Source organism: Roseobacter sp. HKCCD6576-2 (assembly GCF_013179285.1).
GTDB classification, from domain to species: Bacteria; Pseudomonadota; Alphaproteobacteria; order Rhodobacterales; family Rhodobacteraceae; genus Rhodophyticola; species Rhodophyticola oceani.
The window spans coordinates 18,874-42,911 of sequence record NZ_WVNW01000001.1 but is presented as its reverse complement, the minus strand read 5'-3'; the positions used below and the strand labels follow the sequence as shown (position 1 = coordinate 42,911).

Below are 24,038 nucleotides of genomic sequence, written 5' to 3'. Positions count from 1 at the left end.
CAGGGCGCTGTCAACGGGGCTTCGCGGGAATTCCCGAATGTGCTGTCGGGTTCAGTAATCCCGCTCGAAAAACACGCCGAGGCTGCTATCGCCATCGGCACCGAAACTCCCGCGCGCGGTGACGTTGGGTGTCAGATCGATATTCAGGTTCACCGTCGCACCATCATCAGATCCAACCGTCACATCGGTGTAGATATTGTCAGAGATATAGCGCCCGGCCCTCAGCGCGGCATTCCCATCTTCGGTGGTTTGAATGTCCAGATCGTCGAGGCCCAGATTTTCGCGCAGGCTGGCAAAGATGCCGCCGCCACTACCTCCGCCCGCGAGGCCCGAGACGGCATCGGCGAGTTGCAGGGCTTGCACCGCGGACAGGCTCGAGACACTGCGGCCAAAGAAGAACTGCGCAAGAACCTCATCCTCCGGCAGTTCCGGCTCAGAGGTGAAACGCACCTCTGGGGCGGATGCCAAACCCTCCAAGATGATCCGGATCAGGTATTGGCCAGACCGGCTTTGCGCGACGAGCCGGATGAACGGATCGAAACTGCCGCTCAGGGTGGCGCTGCCTTCGACCAAATCAAGCCGCTGGCCCAAAATGCCAAGCCGCCCGCGGATCAGGTCAAACTGACCCGCCGGCTGCGCGTTGGCGGCGGTCCCGCGCACGCGCAGAGTCCCGCCCAGTTCGGCGTCCAAGCCGCGCCCTCGAAGGAAGATGCGGCCCGGTGCGGAGATGGTCAGGTTAAGCGCGATATTCGCATTACCGTCGCCCGATGTGTCCCTGAGCAACCCGGCAAAGGCGCGGGTCCGACGCTGGGCCGCCGATTCTCCAATATGCGTGATCTCTGGGATCGGTTCGGTCGTGCCAAGTGACGACTCAGGCACCCGAATCTCCGTCTCCCCAATCAACACTTCGCCAGAGAGCCGCCCCGCCCCGGTCAGGTTGCCGGAATAGGTGAGGCGCGCTTGGGGCACACTTGCCTCAAAGAGCTCCGGGTCGATTAGCCGGAGATCATCCAGTGCGATGTCAAACTGCGCCGGCAGGGTGCGACCGGTGAAGGCGGCGGATCCGTTGGCCGAGATTTGTCCGCCGGTGGAGAGCGCCGCCGTTGTGGTCAGCCGAACACTGCCGCCAGAAATCGCTGCATTTGTGGTCACATCCGTGAGGCTGACACCAATCGTTGGCGCGGCAACCCGGGCACCCGCCGTTGTCAACTCGCCTGAGAGGTTCCGTAAGTCCGGCGCCCCGCTCAGCCGCAGGTTCATCGCCAAATCGCCGCGCACTGTGCGCGGCGCGATAAAGCGATCCGCCAAAGGGAGCGGCGCCCGCCCTGTCAGGCCGAGATCGACGGCTCCGTCCGGCAATCCAACCTCTCCCAGCAAAACCAAGGTGGTGCCGCCCGGGCCATCCAACCGGGTTTGGGTGGTCCAAGGTCCGTCGCCCGTCCGGATCAGGCCCCCGCGTAAATCGACTTGGCCAGAAAGGGCGGAGGTGAAGAGGTTGATATTCCGAAGGCGCGCCCGATAGAGCAATTCACTTTCCGTGCTGCTCAGCCGCCCGCTGCCCTCCAGGGTCACTTCCTGACCAGTCAAGGAAACATCCTCGAGGGTCACGCCGGTTTCGTCCCGCCGCAACCGCGCTGTCAGATCCGTGGCCCCAGCAAAAAGCTGCGGCGGCAGGTCGGGGGTCAGCCGCAGGTCGCGGGTTTGCCCCGCCAAACTGGTGTCGAAACTGCCGGATAGAGCCTCTGCCGTGCCATCAACAGAGAGACTCGCAGCGCCTGCCAGCCCATCCCCGGCCAGCGGCGCGAACCGGGTGAGATCGCCGATTTCGGCTTGCAATGCATAGTCGAGGCCAAGTCGCGCATCGGCCAAGTCGGCCGTCATCTCGCCCTCCAAGGCCACGTCCCCCGCCGTCAGACGCAGATCGGACAAGGTCAGCCCGCGCGTATTTTCCCATCTGATCTGGGTGTCCAGCGCCACACTGTCTCCCAAAGCTGTCGCCAGGTCTGGGTCGGTATGGGAGAGCCCCGTCGTCGTTGCCGCGACCTCTGCGGTGATCGCGGCCAGCCCTTGCGCAGCCTCGGTGATTTCACCGGTTAGGTTCAAAACCGTGTCTGACGCGGAAAAATCACCGGAAATCAGATCGCGAAGCTCAAATTCGCCACGCCATGTGTTTCCGGCAGTCCGATCATAACCGATGTCGAGCGCGGCTGTGGCCACGGAGAGATCGCCGCCCGAGATTGGTAGAACAACGCGATCCTCCTCTTCGCCGGTCGGATCAATCGCGCCGGTTAGCGCGAAACTCTCCGGTTGGCGCTCTGCATTCAGAACCAAACGGCCCTCAAGGTTCATCGCCGCTGCGGTGAGCCGCATCGGATCAGCGGTCAGAATGCCTGAGGCATCTTGGGTCACATTGGCCACCAGGGAGATATCGGGGCCGAAGAACTCGCGATATTCGGGCAGGACAATCGCCGTCACATCGCCGGACATATCCAGCGCGACGGTTTGGTCACCCTCTTCGGATTGAGAGATTTGCAATCCGCCGATTAGACGTGGCGTGGCATCGGTTTCCAAGGCGAAATCAGCCGCAAACGCAGTTAGCGGCCCTTGCCCGTCGACGGTCAGCCGAACAGAAGGCTCGCCCGGAATGCCAAGGAGAGTCGCGGCCAGCCCCCTGGCCTCTTCCTCAAAGAGAAGATCAATCGCCGCGACCCGGCTCTGGTTTTCGAAGCTGCCGATCAGGCGGAACTGCCCCTGCGGTCCGTCAAGTCGGTCAAGCTGCAACTCAGCATTCCCTTCGCCACCGGCGAGTTCCGCCGCGCCAATGATGGAAAAGGCGAGGGCTTGGCCAAAAACAGGCTCGCCGATCTCAACCCGATCAATCGCGGTCTGGTCGATGCGGATGCTGAGCGGCAATTCCGGTAAGCTGAAGGGTTGCGCTTCGGCGGCGGGCAATCCGTTTTCGGTCTGCGGCAGACGCGCAAGCTCCAATCGCCTGGCCGTCAACGCCGTGACCTCCAGCGCGCGGGAAAACAGCGCGCGGCGGTTCCAATCAAGTGTGACGTCTTCGAGCGTCAGCCAGACCCCCTCTTCATCGGCAATGGTCAGCCGGTCGAGGGAGGCTTGCGCACTCAGCGCACCGCGAAACCCGTCAATGCGAACCTGTCGCGCGGCCTCATCTGAGAGAGCGTCTTCCAGAAGCTGGACCAATCGGCCCCGGTCGTCCTCTTGGGCCGCTGCCATCAGAGGGGTAAGCAGCAGACAGGTTATGAGGCAAAGCCATCTCAAAACGCGTGTCCGATGCCGATATAAAGTTGCACACTTTGACCCGCATCATCGCCGCTAACTGGTGTGGCGAGATCAACCCGGATCGGTCCCAGCGCCGTGTTGTAACGAAGGCCAAGGCCCGCGCCCGTCTGCCAATCGCCGCTATCGTCCCAAAGGGCCTCCCCCGAGATATATCCACCATCGACAAAGGCGACGAGCCCGTAGGTGTCGGTGATATCGGCCCGATATTCGGCCGACAGGCCCAAAAACCCACGCCCACCTGCGACCTGTCCACCCTGCAAAGCACCCAATGACTGATACGGCTGCCCGCGCACAGTGTCGCCGCCACCGGAGAAAAACAGAAACTCAGGCGGGAGATCGGTGAAATCGCCGCCCTCAACGGTGCCCAATTGCAGCCGCCCGGCCAATCGGTGCCGGTCGCTTTGCCCAAGAGCCAGATACCCGCGCGCGTCCAGAGTGGCGCGAAGCCCGCCGCCATCACCGCTGCCGTCGAGAACAGCAAAAGGTGTCAGCGCCAGTTCGGCAAAATACCCTTCCCGGGCATCAAGCGGATCGTCGCGATTGTCGAATGTTAGGCCGAGCGGCAGGGTCAGGAGCGTCACATCGCGAGAGCCGAACGCATCGGTAATATCCGAATAACGGAGGCCCAGACCGATCTCACCGGTCAACGTATCCGAGTAAATCCGCTCGAACCCGCCTGTGATCTCAAACAGCGTTTCTTCGAAATTTGGCTCATCCAGGCCAGCCAGCGTGACGTCGAAGACGAGGGTTGTATCAGCGTTGATCGTCGCGGGGCGTGAGAAGGCGCCGCCCAGTTCCCAATCCGCACCACCGCTGTCGCCACTGATCCCACTGATTTCGGCGTCGAAGCGGAGCCGTTCCGCACCGCCAAAGAGATTGCGATGCAGCCAATACGTGCTGAGCGCCGCGCCATCGGTGGAGGACACTTCGGCACCGAACCCGAACCGTCGAAGCGGAGCCTCGACCAAAGTGGCGCCGATATCCATGGTGTCGTCGGCGCTTGGAGGGCGCTCCTCCAATGCCACGGATCGAAACACGCCCGTGCGCCGCAGCCGCGTTTCCGAGGTTTCGACTGCGGCGGGGCTGAACACCTCACCGCGCGGCAACCCGGCAATCTCGCGAATACGCTCGGGGCGCATCCGGTCTTGCCCCTCCGGGATCAGATCGCCGAAGCGGATCAGTGGGCCGGGCGCGACCGTAATTTGCGCATCCAATACGCCCTCACGCTGTCGGGCGGTGATGGATTGCCGGGCGATGCCAGCAATAGCGTGACCATCGTCGCGCCATCCGGCGATGGCGGCTTCGGTGGCTTCGCGCAGAATTGGGGTGCTTGCGGGCGCGCCGCTCCGAAACCCTTCTGGTAGATCGGTGTCAGGAGCCAACGGCGCGATTTCTGCACTGCCAAGCCGGAATGCGCGCCCAGGATTCACGCGGATTTCCATAGAGGTTATCTGCGCGGGTGGGGAGAAGGGGGACAGGGTCGCGGCTTCTTGCCTGTTCAGCCGAATGCTGATCTCTGGCCCGAAAAACCCGCGCTCATACATCACGGCGACCAACCGCCCATAATCGGCACGGGCGGCGGCGACCAGATCTTGCACGGTTTCGGCGTCTTCAGCCTCCGTGCTCACAAGCAGCGATGCAGCACGAACCGCGTCAGTCACCTCATCGGCGGCACCGGGCACGTCAATGCGGACCTCGGCGCTCGCGGCAGCGGGGCAGAGCAATGCGATCGACAGGAAAAATGCACCAAACCGGGCCACGCCCAAGATCCCCTCAAAATCGTCTGATCCACCTGTAGCCCTGCAATGCGCCTATTGCCACCTGCGCGGTGCGGTTCGGTGGAATTGTGAACCCCGCTTGGGACGATTTGCGCCTTGTTCCAGAGGGGGCAGGCGCGTATCAACCCATGCAAGTTGGACCAGAAGGATGAAAGCCATGTCGAAACTCGTCACCATCTTTGGCGGTTCGGGATTTGTGGGCCGCTATGTGGCGCGCCGCATGGCGAAGGAAGGCTGGCGTGTGCGGGTGGCGGTGCGGCGTCCCAATGAAGCGCTCTTCGTGCGTCCTTATGGTGTGGTCGGTCAAGTCGAGCCGATCTTGGCCAATCTGCGAGATGATACGTCGGTCGCTCAAGCGCTGAAAGGGGCGGATGCGGTGGTGAACTGCGTCGGGCTTTTGTCGGAGCGCGGCCGGAACAAATTCGCAAGCGTGCAGGCCGAAGGCGCAGCGCGGGTCGCTCGTTTGGCGGCGGCTGAGGGCATCACGACGATGGTGCATATCTCGGCGATTGGCGCGGATGCCGAGAGCGACAGCGCCTATGCCCGCTCGAAAGCCGAAGGCGAGGCGGGCGTGCTGGAACACATGCCAAACGCGGTGATTTTGCGCCCCTCGGTGATCTTCGGGCCGGAAGACGACTTCTTTAACCGGTTCGCTGGGATGAGCCGACTTGGGCCGATCCTGCCGGTGGTCGGGGCCGATACCAAGTTTCAGCCGGTCTATGTTGATGATGTTGCTAAAGCGGCTGAAATGGCGGTCCTAGGTCAAGCCGCACCGGGGATTTACGAGCTGGGTGGCCCCGATGTGGAGAGCTTCCGCGATTTGATGCGGAAGATGTTGGGCGTGATCCGGCGGCGTCGATTGATTTTGAATATGCCGTTCTGGCTTGCTGGGTTGATGGGATGGGGCTTTGACCTGATCCAAACGCTTTCGCTGGGCCTGATCCACAATAGTATGCTGACCCGCGATCAGGCGCGGCAGTTGCGCCGGGACAATGTGGCGGACCCAGACATGCCGGGATTTGAGGCTCTCGGCATTGCGCCGGTCGCGATGGAGGCGGTCTTGGACGAATATCTTTGGCCCTATCGGTCTGGCGGGCAATATGCCGAGATCAAAGAAAGCGCCGAGAAGCTCAGACCCTAGCTATAGGCGATGACCAGCAACACCACGCCGAGGATCAAGCGATAGATCACATAGGGCGTAAAGCTGACACTGCGCAGTAGGCGCATCATGAAAAACAGCGCCGCGAGCGCGGCCAAGAACGCAAAGACCGCAGCGATGGCCCCGTCCCGCGCGGCTTGCGCATCTGCAGTCGTGATGACCTCTCCGCCAAGCAAGACGCCGGAGGCGATGATGGTCGGGATCGACATCAGCATCGCCAATCGCGCGGCCCCCTCCCGGCCATAGCCCAAAAACCGCGCCGCCGTGATCGTGATGCCAGACCGCGATGTGCCGGGGATCAGCGCGACGGCCTGCCAAAGCCCCATGATCAACGCGTGTTTTAGCGTCCAGTCTTTCGCTTCGCGTGCTTCGCTGCCGGATTGATCGGCGGCGTAGAGCACGACGCCAAAGATCACCATGGTCCAGCCGATCACAGCCGTGGAACGGAGCAGATCATCCCATCCCATCAGTTTGAGGATCAGGCCGAAAATCACCACTGGGATGGTCGCGATGAGCAGACACAGGGCCAAAAACGCGCCGCGGGTGTCGATCCTTCCCCGTAGAAGGCGCAATGACCCGATGGCGGCCTCGCGCACATCGGACCAGAAATAGAGAACGACCGCGCCGAGTGTGCCGACATGGACGGCGACGTCGATTACTTGGCCTTGGTCGTCCAACCCCGTCAGATTCGGCAGAAGAATCAGATGACCAGAGGAGGAAACCGGAAGAAATTCGGTGACCCCCTGGATCAGGGCGATGAGGAAAAGGTGAAAGAGGCTCATCAGCCCTCCACGAGGCGAATCAGTTATCTCAATCTAAAGCCTTGGAGTCGTGGGGAAAACCTGCAAATAGGTAATCTATACTGTCTTATTTTTCCAGCCAAAAGGTTGAAAAGCTCCACATTTTTACAAGAAACCCTTTAATAGGTAAGTAGTGCTGTCTTTTATGCCATCCGCGCTGGCGATATAGGAGCGGTGTTGGAAGCGGAGGGACCTGTGGCCAAGCAACCTATGTTGAAATTCGTCACCCTAGATAAAGAGATGCCAGAAAAGCGGCCTCCAAATCTACGGAAAGAGGATTTCCAAGAGATTTATGGCGAATATGCGCGCGACAAGGCGGCCGAGCAAGCCGGGCGCTGTAGCCAGTGTGGTGTGCCCTATTGCCAGTCGCATTGCCCGCTGCACAATAACATCCCCGATTGGCTCCGCCTGACCGCCGAAGGGCGGCTCGAGGAAGCCTATGAGCTGAGCCAAGCGACGAACACTTTCCCCGAGATTTGCGGCCGGATTTGCCCGCAGGATCGCTTGTGCGAAGGCAATTGCGTCATCGAGAAATCTGGCCACGGCACAGTCACCATCGGATCGGTCGAGAAATACATCACCGACACGGCGTTTGAGATGGGTTGGGTGAAGCCGATTTCGCCCACCACCGAACGCCCCGAGAGTGTCGGCGTCATCGGCGCGGGCCCAGGTGGATTGGCTGCTGCAGACTTCCTGCGCCGCGCGGGCGTGCAGGTCACGGTCTATGATCGCTATGATCGTGCGGGCGGCTTGATGACCTATGGCATCCCTGGCTTCAAGCTGGAGAAGCCGGTGGTCATGCAGCGGATCGAGCAATTGGAACAAGGCGGCGTTCAATTCGTGCAGAACTGTAATGTCGGTGAGACGACCAGCTTTGCCGATCTACAGGCCAAACATGATTTTCTTGTCATTGCCACAGGGGTTTACAAGTCGCGCGACTTGCAAGCGCCTGGTGTTGGGGCCGATGGAGTGGTGCGCGCGCTCGATTACCTGACGGCCTCGAACCGCAAGAGTTTCGGCGATGATGTGCCGGAATTCGACAGCGGTGAGTTGAACGCCGAAGGCAAGCGTGTGGTTGTGATTGGCGGCGGCGATACCGCGATGGATTGCGTTCGGACCGCCGTGCGGCAAGGCGCGACCAGCGTGAAATGCCTCTATCGTCGCGACCGGGCGAATATGCCGGGCTCGCAGCGAGAAGTGGCCAATGCCGAAGAGGAGGGCGTCGAGTTTGTCTGGCTCTCGGCGCCGAAGGGTTTCAAAGGTGAGACCATCGAAGGCGTCATGGTGCAGAAAATGCGCCTGGGTCAGCCGGATGCGACGGGGCGGCAGAGCCCCGAAGTCATCGAAGGCGCGGATTATGTCGAGGACGCCGATCTGGTGATCATGGCGCTTGGGTTCGAGCCCGAAGATCTGCCCACGCTTTGGGATATGCCCGAGTTGGAAGTCACGCGCTGGGGCACGGTGAAAGCCAATTTCCAGACTCATGAGACCGCGATTGAGGGCGTTTATGCGGTGGGTGACATCGTTCGGGGTGCCTCGCTTGTCGTCTGGGCCATCCGTGATGGACGCGAGGCGGCGGAGGCGATTTTGGCTAAGCTGGCAACTCCGGCAACGGTGGCGGCGGAGTGACGCGCAATCGGAAAACGGTCCTAATCCCGTGATATAGACCCGATATAGATCTCGCATATCTACCGCCACGTCGAGGTCGCTTGAGGAGAGGTAAAGGTCATGACTGCTGACCAAGACAGATCCAGAGAGAAAACATCTGCGGCGCTCGTAGCCGCGCTTTTGCTGTTGCCGTTAAGCGGCATGCCGGTCCCTGTTTCGGCGCAGCAAGGCAATCTGTTTACGCCCCCATCGGGCTGCACCGCTTTTCTAACGGTGCAATCGCGGAGCTGCATCGTCTCGCATCATTGGACATGCGAGGCCGATCCCGCAGGGCACAGCTGGCGCATCGCGATCGGCGAGGATGGGCCATTCTACCTGTCATACACCGATAGCGAGTTTCGCTGGTTGAGGAACTACGACCTGCGCAATGGCGGGCAGTCGACCCTGGTCGAACCGGAGGAAGATCCGGCCAGTCTGACCGATCTGTTCGAGACCGGCACCGACTCGATGGTCTACAGCATCGTCGAAGAAGGCCCGAACGGAACCGAGCAGCGGGATTATGTCGGCTTCGATGCGCTGACCGGTGAGCGTGTGGTGGTTGATGGGCATACCCTTCTGATCACATCGTTTTCTTATGAATACGAGACCGGGTTCGGCCCTCGCCGGGTGAATGGCAATCAGTTTGTGAGCGAAGACTGGCGGTTGTTTTTCGGCGGAACAGAGACTGTCACGACGCCCGATGGCGGCACATTCGAAGGCAACTATTCCCCGATGGAATTTGCCGAGCCGGGCGAGAACGGGTTTCTGACCATGACCCCGCTCTATGACTGCGGCAACACGATGTCTGGGCTGTTTGATTTTAACCACGTTCACGGAGGCTAACGAGATGAGCGCATCTCAGACGGGCGGATGCCTTTGCGGCGCGGTACGCTTTGAACTGGCCGAGGCCCCGACGGAGTATGGTGCCTGTCACTGTACCATGTGCCGGAAATTCAGCGGCGGGATCGAACTCGGGCTGCATGTGCCGCCGGGCGGCGTGACCTGGACCGGTGAGGATAATATCGGGCGATATCAGTCGTCTGAATGGGCCGAACGCGGGTTCTGCAAAACTTGTGGCTCGAGCCTGTTTTGGCATTTGACCGCGCCGGGGCCGATGCAGGGGATGTTCAGCCTCTCAGCTGGCGCATTGGACAGCTTCGACGGCCTCGAATTTGCTACCGAAGTTTATATCGACATGAAACCGGCGAGCCATGCCTTCGCGGGGAACCGCAAGCGCATGACCGAAGCCGAGGTGATGGAGATGGTCAATGCCGGGCCGGAGGGTCAGGCGTGACCTTGTCACTTGCAAAAGGGCGCGGAAAACGCGCGTTTTCCGGGCCGTTTTTCGCGCGAAAAACGGCTCCCGTTGCGGAGGGCGTGCGATGAGCAGCCTGGCGGATCAGTATCGGCGGCGCGGCCAGTTGCAGGGCGCCTGCCTGTGCGGCGCGGTGCAGATCTCCATCGATGGGGACTATGTGGCCGCCGTCGGCGCCTGCCATTGCAGTCGCTGTCAGAGATCGGCGGGCGTGTTGTGGGGCGCGTTTGTCGGCTCGGCACCTGCGGTGACGGTCACGGGCGAGGTTGCGCGCTATGCCTCGACCGAGTTTTCCGAGCGGGCGTTTTGCCCGGTCTGCGGCAGCAATCTTTGGCTGCGCGACAGCGACAATGATGCGGCCGACTACGGGTTCATGCCCGCGCTGTTTCCGGAGGCGGCGGCGTTTCCGCTGATCTCAGAAATCTACACGGATTGCCGACCGGCCTATGTGCCGCTGTCGGGGTCCCATGCCACAAAGACCCGCGCTGAGTGGGAGGCGGATAACCGCCATGTCGAAGGAGATATGCCATGACCAAGTTCGATGCCAATTGGGCGGCCGCCGAAGAGGCGAAGCGCAAGTGGATGGACGAGAACGGCATGTTCTCGGAGGCGGATGAACACTCCTCTTGCGGGGTGGGCCTGGTCGTCTCCGTCGACGGTAAGCCGTCGCGCAAGGTGGTGGAAAACGGTATCAATGCGCTAAAGGCCGTCTGGCACCGGGGGGCTGTCGATGCCGATGGCAAGACCGGCGATGGCGCCGGCATCCATGTGCAGATTCCGGTTCAGTTCTTCTATGACCAAGTCCGGCGCACCGGGCATGAGCCGGATATGGAGAAGCTGATGGCCGTGGGGCAGGTGTTTCTGCCGCGCAATGATTTTGGCGCGCAAGAGACCTGCCGGACCATCGTGGAATCCGAAGTACTGCGGATGGGCTATTACATCTATGGCTGGCGTCATGTGCCGGTTGATGTGTCTGTATTGGGCGAAAAGGCCAATGCGACGCGCCCTGAGATTGAGCAGATCATCATCTCCAACGTCAAAGGCGTCGACGAAGAGACGTTTGAGCGCGAACTCTATGTAATCCGCCGCCGTATCGAGAAAGCCGCGGCGGCCGCTGGCGTCGGTCAGCTCTACATTTGCTCGCTGAGCTGCCGATCGATCATCTACAAGGGTATGATGTTGGCCCAGGATGTGGCCGAATTTTACCCCGATCTGAAAGATGAACGGTTCGAGAGCGCCTTTGCCATCTATCACCAGCGGTATTCCACCAACACCTTCCCACAATGGTGGCTGGCGCAGCCGTTCCGCATGCTGGCGCATAATGGCGAGATCAACACGCTCAAAGGCAATGTGAATTGGATGAAGAGCCACGAAATCCGGCTCTCTTCCAGCTATTTCGGCGATATGGCCGAGGACATTAAGCCGATCGTGCCGGGTGGGTCGTCGGATAGTGCCGCGCTGGACGCGGTATTTGAGGTTTTGGTGCGCGCCGGGCGGAACGCACCGATGGCGAAGACCATGCTGGTCCCGGAAGCTTGGTCGCAGACCGCGACGGAACTGCCCCAGGCGTGGCAAGATATGTATTCCTACTGCAATTCGGTGATGGAACCTTGGGATGGGCCAGCCGCCTTGGCGATGACCGATGGGCGCTGGGTCTGTGCTGGGCTCGACCGAAACGGCTTGCGCCCGATGCGTTATGTGGTGACGGGCGATGGGCTGATGATTGCCGGGTCCGAAGCCGGGATGGTGCCGATTGACGAGGCCAGTGTTGTTGAGAAGGGTGCGCTCGGCCCGGGGCAGATGATTGCTGTCGATATGGCCGAACAGAGACTGTTTCACGACACCGAAATCAAAGACGCGCTGGCATCGGCACGGCCCTTTGGCGAGTGGGTCGGGAAGATTACCGACCTTGCGAAAGAGACGGAGGGCGTGACCGAAAAGGCCCTGTTCGGCGGTGCCGAGCTGCGCAAACGGCAGATTGCGGCGGGCTATTCGATCGAAGAGCTTGAGAGCATTCTTGCGCCGATGGCCGAGGATGCGAAAGAGGCGCTGGCCAGTATGGGCGACGATACGCCGTCGGCTGTGCTGTCTGCGCAGTACCGGCCACTGAGTCACTTCTTCCGTCAGAATTTCAGCCAGGTGACCAACCCGCCAATCGACTCGCTTCGCGAATACCGGGTGATGAGCCTGAAGACGCGCTTCGGGAATCTCAAGAATGTGCTGGACGAGGATTCGTCTCAGACGGAGATCCTGGTGCTCGACAGCCCGTTCATGGGCAATGCGCAATTCGAGACGATGATGGAGCATTTCGGCGATAGCGTCGTTGCCATCGATTGCAGTTTCCCGGTCGGATCTGGCCAGGGCGGGCTGCGGGCCGGTTTGGAGCGGATTCGGGCAGAAGCGGAGGATGCCGTGCGCTCAGGTGCGGGGCATATCGTTCTGTCCGATCGGTTCCAGAACGAAGGCAAGGTGCCGATGCCGATGATCCTCGCGACATCTGCTGTGCATAGCTGGCTGACTCAGAAGGGCTTACGCACCTTCTGCTCACTGAACGTGCGTTCGGCGGAATGTATCGACCCGCATTATTTTGCGGTGTTGGTCGGCTGCGGCGCGACGACTGTAAATGCCTATCTGGCGCAGGATTCGCTGGCGGATCGGATCGATCGGGGCTTGCTGGATTGCACGTTGACCGAAGCTGTCGCGCGCTATCGCAACGCGATTGACCAGGGTCTGTTGAAGATCATGGCGAAGATGGGGATTTCTGTCATCTCGTCTTACCGCGGCGGTTTGAACTTCGAAGCCGTAGGCCTCTCGCGCGCGATGGTGGCGGAGTATTTCCCCGGTATGATCTCGCGGATCTCGGGGATCGGCGTCTCTGGTCTGCAAAAGAAGGTGGAAGAGGTTCACAAGCGCGGCTGGTGCGGCGGGCAGGATGTGTTGCCCATCGGCGGGTTCTATAAGGCGCGGCGCTCGGGCGAGAAACACGCGTGGGAAGCGCAGACGATGCATATGCTGCAATCGGCCTGTGACCGCGCGAGCTATGAGATGTGGAAGCAGTATTCCGCAACGATGCGGAACAATCCGCCGATCCATCTGCGGGATTTGCTGGACATTAAGCCGTTGGGCAAACCGGTGCCAATCGAAGAGGTCGAGAGCATCACCTCGATCCGTAAACGGTTTGTGACGCCGGGCATGTCCCTCGGCGCGCTGAGCCCCGAGGCGCATAAGACGCTGAACGTCGCGATGAACCGGATCGGCGCGAAATCGGACAGTGGCGAAGGCGGCGAAGACCCGGCGCATTTCGTGCCGGAGCCGAATGGCGACAACCCATCTGCGAAGATCAAGCAGGTGGCGTCTGGTCGGTTTGGCGTGACCGCCGAATATCTGAACCATTGTGAAGAGCTTGAGATCAAGGTCGCTCAGGGTGCGAAACCCGGCGAAGGCGGTCAATTGCCAGGCATGAAGGTGACCGAGCTGATCGCGCGGCTCCGGCACTCGACCCAAGGGGTCACGCTGATCTCGCCGCCGCCGCATCACGATATCTACTCGATCGAAGACCTGGCGCAGCTGATCTATGATCTGAAACAGATCAATCCGCGCGCCAAAGTCACGGTGAAGCTCGTGGCCTCCTCTGGGGTTGGCACAATTGCCGCCGGCGTGGCCAAGGCGAAGGCCGATGTGATCCTGATTTCGGGTCACAATGGCGGGACTGGTGCAAGCCCAGCGACCTCAATCAAATATGCCGGGCTGCCCTGGGAAATGGGCCTGACCGAGGCGCATCAGGTTCTGGCGATGAACAAGCTGCGTGATCGGATCACGCTTCGGACAGATGGCGGGCTTCGCACCGGGCGCGACATTGTCATGGCGGCGATGATGGGGGCCGAAGAATACGGGATCGGCACCGCGGCGCTGATCTCCATGGGCTGCATCATGGTGCGGCAGTGCCAGTCGAACACCTGCCCGGTGGGCGTCTGCACGCAGGATGAGAGCTTGCGCGCGAAGTTCACCGGCAATGCCGATAAGGTCGTGAACCTGATCACCTTCTATGCGCAGGAAGTGCGCGAGTTGTTGGCCTCGATCGGCGCGCGCTCCTTGGACGATGTGATCGGACGGGCCGATTTGCTGACGCAGGTCAGCCGTGGGTCGGCGCATCTGGACGATCTGGACCTGAACCCGCTTTTGATCACCGTCGATGGCGCCGATGAGATCGTCTATGACCGCAACAAAGAGCGGAACACGGTGCCCGATACGCTGGACGCGCAGATTGTGAAAGATGCGGCGCGGTTCCTGAAAGATGGCGAGAAGATGCAGCTGTCTTATGCGGTGCAGAACACGCTTCGCACCATCGGAACCCGGACCTCAAGCCATATCGTGCAAGCCTTTGGGATGCGCAATGCGCTCCAGCCGGATCACCTGACGGTAAAGCTGGAAGGCTCCGCCGGGCAATCGCTTGGCGCCTTTGCGGCACCGGGTCTGAAGCTAGAAGTGTCCGGTGATGCGAATGATTATGTGGCCAAGGGGCTGAGCGGCGGGACCGTGGTGGTGAAGCCGCCGCAGGTCAGCCCGCTGAAAGCCGATGAGAACACGATTATCGGCAATACCGTGCTCTACGGCGCGACCGATGGCTATCTCTTTGCCGCGGGTCGGGCTGGTGAGCGGTTTGGGGTGCGGAACTCGGGCGCGAAAGTCGTGATCGAGGGCTGCGGTTCGAACGGCTGCGAATACATGACCGGTGGCGTCGCGGTGATTTTGGGCTCGATTGGCGCCAATTTCGGGGCTGGGATGACCGGCGGGATGGCCTATCTTTATGATCCTGACGGGTCCGCGCTGGTGAATATGAACCTCGAGACGCTGGTGACTTGCCCGGTGACGGTGGATCATTGGGAAGCGCAGCTCAAGGGCTTGGTCCAGGCCCATGCGACGGAAACTGGCAGCCGCAAAGCGGCCGATATTCTGCAGCACTGGGATCATGAGAAAGGGAACTTCCTGCAAGTCTGCCCGAAAGAGATGCTGGATAAGCTGATCCACCCCTTGGGGATCGAAGAGGCTGCCGTGCCGGCAGAGTGACCTCACAAACCCATTATGGCGAGCCGCACCGCAGTGATGACGGCTCGCCAACATGCCAAAAAATTGGACGAAACAGCCTTAGGCCGATCCTCCGTTTCGAGGTCGTGCCGAGCGTTGATGCGAACTCTGGCTGACGGCATCGCGATTGGCCCAGGGCGCGTCATCGGCAATGACGCCGATGGTCAGGCGGCCAATGTCTCCGCAACACCGATAGTGTAGTTCTTCCCATAGGCTTTCGCGCAGCGCGGACAGGTTGTGTAAAAGAAGAAAATCCGCCCCGGCTCCCTGCCACTGGCGCGGACCAGATCCTGCATCTGCCGGTGCCACTCTTTCGCCTCTTTGTAAGGCCCTTCGAAGACCTTTGTGATGAAATCGCCGGACAGCGTGGTCATTTCTTCGTCCGGCACGTTGTTGTCAGTGGCGAATAGGTGCTCAACCTGCCAAGGCGACAGGTCGCGGCTCAGAATCAAGAAATTGTCGGGGTCGATCACACCGCTTCCGCCGATATGAGTCTGCACCCGGGTGAAAACCCGACCCACATTGAGCGGTATATGCATGAGGCTGCGCGTGGTGGCGCGAACGAACGGTTTGTCAGTGAAATGTAGCTCTTGCCCGTCCCAGCCATCTGGGTTGAATTTTGGGCAGCAGCCGGTGGTGTTGATGCTGTCATCATAATGCGGCACGGCGTTGGTCTTCATGGCAAGCTCCTGGTCTAGAGAGGCCATGATGCCATGGTCGCAACGATCCCGCCTTAAACGAGGTCAATCAGGCGCGACGATTTCGTCGGCGCTATAGCCTTGGATGTAGAGCAGCGCCGTCAGGTCGCTGTGATTGACGCGGATCTTGGCTTGCTCCTGCACGGCTGGTTTGGCGTGAAGCGCAACACCGGTTCCCGCCAATTGCAGCATGCCGAGGTCATTTGCCCCATCGCCGACGGCGATGACCTCGGCTGGCGTAATTCCAAGTTGCGCAGTGATCTCTTGGAGGGCCCGAACCTTCGCGTCGCGGCCTAGGATGGGGTTTGCCACCTCTCCGGTCAGCACGCCATTTTCAGACAGGAGCGTATTGGCGCGGTGATCGTCGAAGCCTAGATCGGCGCAGATCCTGGCTGTGAAATCGGTGAAGCCGCCAGAGACCAGCGAGGCATGGCCCCCATGTTTCTTCATCGTTGCGACAAGGGCCGCGCCGCCCGGCATATGGGTGATCCGTTTGGCTAAAACAGTGTCTATCACGGAGGTATTGAGGCCCTTTAGTAGGCCAACGCGTTCCTTCAACGCCGCTTCGAAATCGAGCTCACCATTCATCGCGCGTGCTGTGATCGCCGCGACGCGCTCACCGACACCAGCCTCGGCGGCCAACTCGTCAACGCATTCCTGCTGGATCATCGTGGAATCCATATCCGCCAGAAGCAGCTTTTTCCGCCGCCCATTGCTGGACTGGATCACCAGATCGACCCCTTCGGCTTGCAGGCTGCTCCAGATCTGATCCTCGTTTCTTGGCCGTTTGGGGAGAGTGAACTCCGCCGCCTTATCAGGGGCCAACCAAAGGATATCACCGCCGCCAAACGCGTTGCGCAGGCTATCGACCAGCGCGGGTTCGAGATACATCGCGGGGTTCGTAGTCAAAGTCGCGGTGAACATAGGTCTCTCCGACAGGCACGGTATCTAAGGTCGCATAAACCATGTTCAGGGCCAGAGGGCCAGAAATGCTGCAAATTCCCAATTGGCTTTGCGGCAGGGGTATTTATGCTTGGTGATCGATGGTTAGTCCGTTTGCGAGGGCGCCGCGTGCTATTGCGAAATCTCCTGGCTGTCTTGGTGGCCCTGCTCTCGATCGGGCTGGGCCTGTTTCTGGCAGAAAGGCCCCGCGCGGGGCTCGAAATCATGCCGCTGATGGTTGGCGACACGCCAGCGACCATTATGCGCGTGCCACAAGCAGTCGGACCCGTCGTCGTTTTGGCGCATGGGTTCGGCATGACGCGTCAGGCGATGCAGCCGCTGCAACTTACCCTTGCCCGGGCCGGATACATCACCGTCAGTTATGATGCCCTCGGACATGGGCGAAACTCTGGTGTGCCGGGCCTACAAGAATTGCGGACCGAACTGGCTGCGGTGAGTACCGCTGCACTGGCACAGCCAGGTGCCGACGGGCGTCTCGCGCTTCTTGGCTATCGCTTAGGTGCAGAGGTCGCGGTGCACCAAGCGGAGGTGGATGACCGCGTTGACGCGGTGATTGCCCTGTCTCTACCAAGTGATGTGCAGGTGCCATCCGGGGTGTCTGACAATCTCCTCCTGGTTAATGGATTTCAGGGAGATGTGTGGCCGCTGCTCAGCGGCTGGATCACAGATGAGACAGCAGCAGACGACGATGTCATCTCGGGCCGAGTCATTTCAGTCCCGCTGATGGCGGGGGCCGGTCTACTCTATGCTCCGGTGACATTGCGCGAGACGCGGGATTGGTTGAACACCCGTTTTGGGCGGCCCTATCGCAACGGGATTGCTTCGATCGCAGCGTCGGTTGTCTTGATCGTGCTGGGTATTATCGTGCTCGGTTTGCCCCTGGCCGATCTGTTGCCTGCCGGGCGGGTCTTGCCCGAGGTGCCATCCGGCGCGTTCTGGAGCTTGACGCTTGCACCGATGATTTTGACGCCTTTGAGCTTGTTCTGGGTCGAAACGAGCCTGTTATCCGCTGTGGCTGCGGATTATTTGGCGCTGCATCTGGCGTTGTTCGGTGCGTTGGTTCTGGTCGGCTTGGCCGTGGAAGGTGACATGCCACAACTGCGGGGCGTGTGGCCCGGCCTGGCGGTGGCGGGATATGGGCTCCTCACGATTGGCATCGTTTTGGACCGTTATGTCACCGGGTTTTTGCCGCAAGGCGGGCATTGGCTGGTCATGGCGGCGCTCTTGCCGGGTGCGGTGCTGACGATGGTGGCCGACGCAGCGCTCAGCCAGGCGGGTCGGGCACACGCCTGGCGGCGCTGGGCGGTGCGTTTGGCGTTTCTCGCGTCCTTGGCCATAACCGCAGTATTGGGCGGGGAAGAGTTGTTCTTCCTCTTCGCGCTTCTGCCGGTGATGGTGTTCTTCTATCTCAGCTTCGGGGTGGTCGGCGGGTGGGTCGGGCGACGCACCGGATCGGCATTCGCGATGGGGCTTGGGCTGGGCATCGCCTTGGCCTGGCTGCTTGCGGTGCGACTACCTTTGGGGCCGATCTTGCCCTAAAAACGGCTCTAAACCGCTTTTCAGGGTCTATTCATAGCCCGTCATTTCCAAATAGCCGATCCCCTGATGGCTGCCGCTGAATCGGATCGGTCCCTCCCAGTAGGGAAAGCTTGTCGCCATCCAGCTTTGGGCGTTCACCGGTTGTGTCTCGATGTCGACGCCCCGCGCCGGTAACTCGACGCGCCATTCCGTCGGCACCTCCCGGCCCGCCACAGATGTGGTGTTAAGCGAGGTAAGGCGCAGGGCACCATCGGGATACGGCGTTGCTCTGCCATCGGGTGTGATCCAAGTGGCCGATGTGTAAACCGGCCGCGTCGCTGAGCGGAGGCCGAACCCCATCAGCCGTGCGCCATCGGCGAATTGCAGCGAGAACCAATCCCACCCGTTCTGATCTTCGGAGAGCGGCTGCGATGACCATTCGCGGTCGAGCCAGGCGGTTCCTGTCACAGCGACAGGGCCACCCGGCAGGGTTAACTCGCCGGACGCCTCGTAGAAGGGTTGCGAATAGTAATAGCTGGCCTGTCCATCGGCGGATTTGACGGAATAGCCGCCGTCGCCCTGAAAGATCAGTGGGCCGGTTGCGGTGAGGGAGAGATCATAGGCGAAATCCGCCCCGCGGGCGGTCAGGCTCAGCGCAGAGAGCGCATCGTTCCCTGCCGATGCCGTGGAGATCATGCTCCAGTCATCGATCCAGGCTTCAAACGGTTCGGATGTTACACCAGCTTGCCCGATGCCGCCGCGTGCCAGACGCTCCGCATGATAATGGGCATCGGATGTGGTGAGCCCCGCATGACCCATCCAAAGTTGCGCCGCGTCCCAGTTTTGCGCCGACTCGGGCCGGAGCGCGGACCGAAACAGGGTCCATTGCACGCCGTAATCCTGACCATCTGCACCGGACAGCGTCGCGGTCAGGTACCACCATTCAATCCGATACTCAGGATGCGGCCCGTGATCGGCCGGGAAAGAGAATTCTGGATTTGGGGCGGGCACCGCGAAGCCGTCTGCTTCGGTGCCGAGCCCGGCGAAGCCCTGCGATAGAGCATGATGTGCGGTCAAGATGAGTGCTGCAAGGACGGCTTTAACGTTCATGGGCAAAAACCTTCAAAAGCGTTGCTGGCGCGATCCGAGCAAGACGCCAGGCGGGCCAAGCGGCGGCCAAGAGCGCGGCGAGGAGCGCATAGAGACCTAGGCGGGCCCAATCGGCTGGGAAGACTTGCATGGGGAGACGCCAACCAAAGGCCTCGACATTCACGACCGCGAGCAGCACCCACGCCAGGGCGAGGCCCACGGGGATCGCCAAGATGAAGGTCAAGCAGGTCAAAAGCGCCGTTCGGATCAGCTCTGCTTGCGCCAATGTACGGCGGGTTTGGCCAAGCGCCCAGATCGGGGCCAATTGCGGCAGACGAAGGCCCGCGAGGGTCAAAAGACTGGTCAGGAGGGCGAAACTGGCCACGCCGAGCGTGAGAATGTTGAGCGCCCCGGTGATGAGGAAGGTTTGTTCAAAGACCCTGAGCGAGAAGCGCTTGATCTGATCTTGGTTCACCACATTGGCACCCGGCAGGTTGAACGCGGCCCGAAGCGCCTCCGCCAAGGCGGGGACATCCTCTGGTGCCAGACGCAGGGCCAGCCGACGATGGGCCAGATCGGGGAATCGGGCGTTGAAGAGATCAAGGCCAATGATCGCTTGGCCCTCGGGGTTGCCATAGTCCGAATAGACGCCCGCGATCGGCAGAGACCAGCCCGGGGTCAGCGCCACGACATCGCCGGGGGTTAACCCCTCGCGCCGGGCAAGCTGTTCATTGATCAGAACGGCTTGGCCGGTTGCGATTTGATCCCAGACATCTGGTGCGGCAGCGAGCAGTGGCCAATGATCGCGATAGGTGGCGTGATCGGCGATGCCGTAAAGCTCTCCGGGCCTCTGATAGAGAGAGACGGGCGCGGAGATGATCGGCAAGACCGCGTCGACCTGCGGCGTGACCCAGGTGGTTATGTCCTGCGCTTCGCTTGGGCTGCGGGCGGTGATGTAGAGTTCTGACGCGAGACGCTGATCCAGCCAGCCGGTGAAGGTGCCACGGAAGGAGCCGACCATGGTGGAGACGCCGATATTGGCCGCGAGCGCCAGAAGCAGCGCCATCAGCGCCAAGGAGAGGCCAGGGAGCTGTTGCCGTGTGTCGGCCAGGAGCCATTCGCGAAAGGGTGTGGTCGCGAGGCCGTTGGTGAGGCGGAGCAAACCGGCAAGCAACGCGGGCAGGGCCAGGGCCGCGCCGATCAGAAGGGCGGCGAGACAGGCGAAGCCAGCGATCAGGCTTTGGCCGAACAGCGCAAGGCTGGCTGCGACGAGGAAGAGCAGACAGGCAGTCGCCAATTGGCGCCGGGTCGTTCGGTTTGAGGCCAGCGCCCAAGCGCGGGGCTGGGCCGGGGCAAGAAGTGGCAACCGCGCGACACGCGACAGGGCTTGGATCGAAGCAATTGCGGTCCCGAGCAGGGCGATCCCCATGCCAGCGACGGCCCAAAGCGGTTGAAAACTGAGTTGGCCGGAGATGTCTGCGCCGTATAGGCCGCGCAACGTGCCGGACACACCCGGCAAGAGCGCCGCCGCGATCGCATAGCCAAGGGTGATGCCGATGAGGCCTGAAACCACGGCAAATCCGGTGAGCTCCAATGCCAGCAGGCTGATCAGACGCCTGAGCGGCAGGCCAAGCGCGCGCAACGTCCGGAAACTGGCGCGGCGTTGTTCGAAAGCGAGGCCGATAGCGGCATGCACGATGAAGAGTCCAACGGCGAAGGCCAGAAGGCCGAAGGCGGTGAGGTTGAGATGAAAGCTATCGGTCAGCCGCCCCAAATCGTCGCCAGAGCGCGGCGCCGTCAGGATCAAGTTGGGCGCGGCTTCGGCGAGGGAGGCGAGGCCCTGAGGCTGCGCTGGCGCGACCAAGAGATAAGACGGGTCCGACTGACCGCTGAGCCGCGCGGCGGTTCCGATATCGGTGAGCGCGGTGTTGGGGGCGAGGTCGGCGGAGATGATTAAGGGGGGCAGATCCGGCGGCAAAGATTGGCTGGCGGTCTCGGCGGAGACGATCAAGCGGCCAGGCGCGGCGAGAAAGCTGTCAAACGCGATGTCATCATCGGTGAAATCCGGCGCTTGCGCTTGCGGCGGCGCGGTCAGCGGATCAATGCCCAACAGTCGCAATCGGGCACCGGGTCCGCGCAACTCCGTCTCGATCACCGGTGAGACGAGATAGCCCGCCCGGCGCAACTCCACGTAATCGGCAATCGGGATCGGCTGACCATCGGCGCGGCTGAGACGGGCCAGCTGATCCTGGCCCAGAACCGCCGCAGCGCGGTCATAAGAGGCGCGCGCCTCCGCATTGATCGCCTGCACACCGGACCAAAGTGCAGTGGCCAACGCCAATCCAAGAATCAATGTGAGGCATTGCCCGGGATGCCGTCGCCAATGCGACACCAAAGCCGAGAGTGCCGCGCGGGTCATTGGGCGGCCTGCCCCAAATCAGGGCGTGTCAGTTGCCCTTGTGTAAGATGCACCTGCCGCGCCATGCGCGCCGCCAACCTCTGCGAGTGTGTCACCATCAAGACGGCGGTATTGGTTTCGCGGGCCAGCTCCAAGAGGAGATCCAGAACGGTATCGCCGGTTGTCTCGTCCAAATTCCCGGTTGGTTCATCGGCCAGCACCAGGCGCGGGCGCGCGGCAAGCGTTCGACCAATGGCGACGCGCTGTTGCTGGCCGCCCGAGAGTTGTTCGGGGTAGCGATCTAGATGATCGGCCAGGCCAAGGCGTTGGGCCAAGCTGTCGGTCCAAGACACGTCATGACGACCGGCCAAACGCGCTTGAAAGGTCAGATTCTGCGTGACGTTGAGCGACGGGATCAGGTTGAATTGCTGGAAAATCAGGCCGACCGTGTCGCGGCGCAGCTTGGCCCGTCCAACATCGTCGAGCGTGCCGAGATCGACGCCATCCACCACGATCTCTCCTTGATCCGCGGCGTCGAGCCCGCCAATCAGATGCAGCATCGTGCTTTTGCCCGAGCCGCTCTCGCCTGTGAGCGCCAGGGTTTCCCCACCTTCCATCGCCAGAGATACACCCCGCAACACCGGCAGCGCACCGTCCTCTGTTTCGTAAGCTTTGTGAAGGTCGGTTACACGCAGCACCTAGGCATCCTTTGAAAGGGGTCTCCCGCTAAGCTAGCAGCCATCGGCGCGGGTGAAAGGGTCACGATGCCACGTGACGTCTGAGCCGTGGCGTCAGGGAGTGGCAAGAGCTTGCCAAGGGGTGGAAATTTCGGCTTGCGAGCCGCCGAATTACACCTATTTAAACTGAACGGTTCGGTCTTATCGAGGGGAATATGGGAGTCCATCGACCAACGGCCTGGTTCGCGGATGCGGTGTTCAGTTCGGCCCAGTTACCTGGCGGCGGGCCCGATCCGGTGATCCGTGCGGATTACTTTGAGATGGGGCCAGGCCATTTGGAACCGACGGCCATGTTGGAGCATAGCCTGCTTGTCCCGACGGGGGCGGGTCATGTGACGGGCGTGTATCGCCGACAGGGGCAGCGGGTCGATCTCGACCTTTGGCCGGGCTCCATGATTGTGACGCCGGCCGGAGAGATTTCCAGCTGGGAATGGCACGGGCCCGTCAAATTTCTGCTGATCCGGGTGCATCCTGATCGGATTCGCCATTTCGTCCGCGGTGATCTGCGCGTGATGGCGACCGAGTCTCAGTTGGATGGTCGGGTGGTGATCGAAGATGAAGAGTTGAGCGACTGGGCCGGTCGGATGAAAGACGCGCTTGAGGTGCCCGGGCCGGGCCAGCCAGTGCTGTTTGAGGCCTTGGCGCGGGTGTTTTTGGTGACTTTGGTTCGGCGCTACGTGGCGGCCGATACGGCCCCATATGGTGAGGATGGCGGGCTGAGCGCCACGCGATACGCGCAACTTTTGGATTATATCGACGACCATATCGGTGGCCCGCTGCGGACACCGGATTTGGCCCATCATCTGGGTATGTCGGACTCCGCCCTGACCCGCGCTTTGAAACATAGCGCCGGGATGACGCCGCAAGCGGTGGTGATGCTCCGCCGGATTGATGCGGCCAAGACCTTGTTGCAGAAGCCCGATTTGAGCCTCGGGACGATCGCAATGACGTCCGGCTTCGCGGATCAAGCGCATTTGTCGCGGAGTTTCAAGGCGGCGATGGGGATGACGCCCTCGGCATTTCGCAAGGCAAAAACAAACTAAACGGTTTGGTTCAAAAACTTGCCGGACAAGTTCAAGTTTCGGCTGATCGCGATGGTCATATTCAAATCATGAAGCGCAGGCCAACCCGGCCTGACCCATTACATCGGAGATGATTTGATGACACGCATGATCCTTCCCCTCGGTGCTGCTCTGGCCGTTTCCTTGGCTGTTCCAGCGTTTGCAAACGATGCACAATTGGCCGCATCCGTTGGCGTTGAGCCCGGCGTCTATACGACCGCTGAACTGATCCAATTGTCGACTGCGATGGCTGATGACAACAGCATCATGATGAACCACATCCTGCGCGATGGGCCCGAAACGATCTCGACTCAGAGCGCCGCTGCCAACCAGGGCAACCAGCAACTTGCTGATTTCCTGGGTGTGAATGTCAACGACTACACCACCAGCGAACTGGCTGCGATGTATATCGACGCGACTGACTAAGATGTCCGTTTTTGAAGGCGGATTGCAACGGGGCGAAGCCAATGCTTCGCCCCGTTCT

General features: G+C 61.1%; 17 protein-coding genes. 9 read left to right on the top strand and 8 right to left on the bottom strand.

Annotated elements, in window-relative coordinates:
- Positions 1-51: 51 nt before the first annotated feature.
- On the bottom strand, positions 52-3,240 hold the full coding sequence (locus tag GTF44_RS00185; RefSeq protein ID WP_171558922.1) for a translocation/assembly module TamB domain-containing protein: 3,189 nt from the start codon (positions 3,238-3,240) through the stop codon (positions 52-54).
- Between the two features lie 41 nt (positions 3,241-3,281).
- On the bottom strand, positions 3,282-5,066 hold the full coding sequence (locus GTF44_RS00180) for an autotransporter assembly complex family protein (RefSeq protein ID WP_367383343.1): 1,785 nt from the start codon (positions 5,064-5,066) through the stop codon (positions 3,282-3,284).
- A 175-nt stretch (positions 5,067-5,241) separates the two neighbouring features.
- Between GTF44_RS00180 and GTF44_RS00175 the strand changes: the two genes are divergently transcribed.
- A complete protein-coding gene (locus GTF44_RS00175; RefSeq protein WP_171558919.1) occupies positions 5,242-6,225 on the top strand; it encodes a complex I NDUFA9 subunit family protein in 984 nt (327 codons plus the stop codon).
- Here GTF44_RS00175 and GTF44_RS00170 read toward each other — a convergent pair.
- Positions 6,222-7,025, bottom strand: coding sequence for an undecaprenyl-diphosphate phosphatase (locus GTF44_RS00170; RefSeq protein ID WP_171558916.1), 804 nt, complete (start codon positions 7,023-7,025; stop codon positions 6,222-6,224). The genes GTF44_RS00175 and GTF44_RS00170 overlap by 4 nt on opposite strands.
- 213 nt (positions 7,026-7,238) lie before the next feature.
- Here GTF44_RS00170 and GTF44_RS00165 point away from each other — a divergent pair, with 213 nt between their 5' ends.
- The 5 genes from GTF44_RS00165 to gltB all read left to right on the top strand — a co-directional run bounded on the left by GTF44_RS00165 (position 7,239) and on the right by gltB (position 15,072).
- A complete protein-coding gene (locus GTF44_RS00165; protein WP_171558914.1) occupies positions 7,239-8,672 on the top strand; it encodes an FAD-dependent oxidoreductase in 1,434 nt (477 codons plus the stop codon).
- 99 nt (positions 8,673-8,771) lie between these two features.
- On the top strand, positions 8,772-9,533 hold the full coding sequence (locus GTF44_RS00160; protein ID WP_171558911.1) for a hypothetical protein: 762 nt from the start codon (positions 8,772-8,774) through the stop codon (positions 9,531-9,533).
- Between the two features lie 4 nt (positions 9,534-9,537).
- Positions 9,538-9,984, top strand: coding sequence for a GFA family protein (locus tag GTF44_RS00155; protein WP_171558909.1), 447 nt, complete (start codon positions 9,538-9,540; stop codon positions 9,982-9,984).
- Positions 9,985-10,072: 88 nt separating this feature from the next.
- Positions 10,073-10,537 (top strand): GFA family protein, encoded by a 465-nt coding sequence (locus GTF44_RS00150; protein WP_171558906.1) that lies wholly within the window; start codon positions 10,073-10,075, stop codon positions 10,535-10,537.
- Complete coding sequence (gene gltB / locus GTF44_RS00145) at positions 10,534-15,072, top strand: glutamate synthase large subunit (RefSeq protein ID WP_171558903.1); 4,539 nt, start codon at positions 10,534-10,536, stop codon at positions 15,070-15,072. The genes GTF44_RS00150 and gltB overlap by 4 nt, the downstream gene beginning before the upstream one ends.
- 182 nt (positions 15,073-15,254) lie before the next feature.
- Here gltB and GTF44_RS00140 read toward each other — a convergent pair whose 3' ends face one another.
- Positions 15,255-15,770, bottom strand: a complete 516-nt coding sequence (locus GTF44_RS00140; protein ID WP_171558900.1) for a hydrolase — start codon at positions 15,768-15,770, stop codon at positions 15,255-15,257.
- 63 nt (positions 15,771-15,833) lie between these two features.
- Positions 15,834-16,712 carry a phosphoserine phosphatase SerB gene (gene serB, locus GTF44_RS00135; protein WP_171558898.1) on the bottom strand — a complete coding sequence of 293 codons (879 nt, stop codon included), beginning with the start codon at positions 16,710-16,712 and terminating at the stop codon, positions 15,834-15,836.
- Positions 16,713-16,859: 147 nt separating this feature from the next.
- Here serB and GTF44_RS00130 point away from each other — a divergent pair, with 147 nt between their 5' ends.
- Positions 16,860-18,290: an alpha/beta fold hydrolase gene (locus GTF44_RS00130; RefSeq protein ID WP_171558895.1), complete on the top strand. Its 1,431-nt coding sequence runs from the start codon at positions 16,860-16,862 to the stop codon at positions 18,288-18,290.
- Positions 18,291-18,317: 27 nt separating this feature from the next.
- On the opposite strand, the gene GTF44_RS00125 is transcribed toward GTF44_RS00130, so the two are convergent.
- The 3 genes from GTF44_RS00125 to GTF44_RS00115 are packed head-to-tail and all read right to left on the bottom strand — an operon-like array spanning position 18,318 to position 22,454.
- Entirely contained in the window at positions 18,318-19,379 is a 1,062-nt protein-coding gene (locus GTF44_RS00125; RefSeq protein ID WP_171558892.1) for a lipocalin-like domain-containing protein, read from the bottom strand.
- Positions 19,369-21,777 carry an ABC transporter permease gene (locus tag GTF44_RS00120; RefSeq protein WP_171558889.1) on the bottom strand — a complete coding sequence of 803 codons (2,409 nt, stop codon included), beginning with the start codon at positions 21,775-21,777 and terminating at the stop codon, positions 19,369-19,371. Before GTF44_RS00120 ends, GTF44_RS00125 begins: the two co-directional genes overlap by 11 nt.
- Complete coding sequence (locus GTF44_RS00115) at positions 21,774-22,454, bottom strand: ATP-binding cassette domain-containing protein (RefSeq protein ID WP_171558887.1); 681 nt, start codon at positions 22,452-22,454, stop codon at positions 21,774-21,776. Before GTF44_RS00115 ends, GTF44_RS00120 begins: the two co-directional genes overlap by 4 nt.
- A gap of 194 nt (positions 22,455-22,648) precedes the next feature.
- On the opposite strand from GTF44_RS00115, the gene GTF44_RS00110 reads away from it, so the two are divergent.
- Positions 22,649-23,536: an AraC family transcriptional regulator gene (locus GTF44_RS00110; RefSeq protein ID WP_171558884.1), complete on the top strand. Its 888-nt coding sequence runs from the start codon at positions 22,649-22,651 to the stop codon at positions 23,534-23,536.
- 117 nt (positions 23,537-23,653) lie between these two features.
- The gene (locus GTF44_RS00105; protein ID WP_145213800.1) at positions 23,654-23,980 is read left to right on the top strand and encodes a hypothetical protein; all 327 of its coding nucleotides are present in this window, start codon (positions 23,654-23,656) and stop codon (positions 23,978-23,980) included.
- Positions 23,981-24,038: the final 58 nt, after the last annotated feature.

Coding starts and splice junctions, on each gene's coding strand:
- GTF44_RS00185 (WP_171558922.1), bottom strand. CDS start 3,240: ATGGCAGCGGCCCAAGAGGACGACCGGGGCCGATTGGTCCAGCTTCTG.
- GTF44_RS00175 (WP_171558919.1), top strand. CDS start 5,242: ATGTCGAAACTCGTCACCATCTTTGGCGGTTCGGGATTTGTGGGCCGC.
- GTF44_RS00170 (WP_171558916.1), bottom strand. CDS start 7,025: ATGAGCCTCTTTCACCTTTTCCTCATCGCCCTGATCCAGGGGGTCACC.
- GTF44_RS00160 (WP_171558911.1), top strand. CDS start 8,772: ATGACTGCTGACCAAGACAGATCCAGAGAGAAAACATCTGCGGCGCTC.
- GTF44_RS00155 (WP_171558909.1), top strand. CDS start 9,538: ATGAGCGCATCTCAGACGGGCGGATGCCTTTGCGGCGCGGTACGCTTT.
- GTF44_RS00150 (WP_171558906.1), top strand. CDS start 10,073: ATGAGCAGCCTGGCGGATCAGTATCGGCGGCGCGGCCAGTTGCAGGGC.
- gltB (WP_171558903.1), top strand. CDS start 10,534: ATGACCAAGTTCGATGCCAATTGGGCGGCCGCCGAAGAGGCGAAGCGC.
- GTF44_RS00140 (WP_171558900.1), bottom strand. CDS start 15,770: ATGAAGACCAACGCCGTGCCGCATTATGATGACAGCATCAACACCACC.
- serB (WP_171558898.1), bottom strand. CDS start 16,712: ATGTTCACCGCGACTTTGACTACGAACCCCGCGATGTATCTCGAACCC.
- GTF44_RS00125 (WP_171558892.1), bottom strand. CDS start 19,379: ATGAACGTTAAAGCCGTCCTTGCAGCACTCATCTTGACCGCACATCAT.
- GTF44_RS00120 (WP_171558889.1), bottom strand. CDS start 21,777: ATGACCCGCGCGGCACTCTCGGCTTTGGTGTCGCATTGGCGACGGCAT.
- GTF44_RS00110 (WP_171558884.1), top strand. CDS start 22,649: ATGGGAGTCCATCGACCAACGGCCTGGTTCGCGGATGCGGTGTTCAGT.
- GTF44_RS00105 (WP_145213800.1), top strand. CDS start 23,654: ATGACACGCATGATCCTTCCCCTCGGTGCTGCTCTGGCCGTTTCCTTG.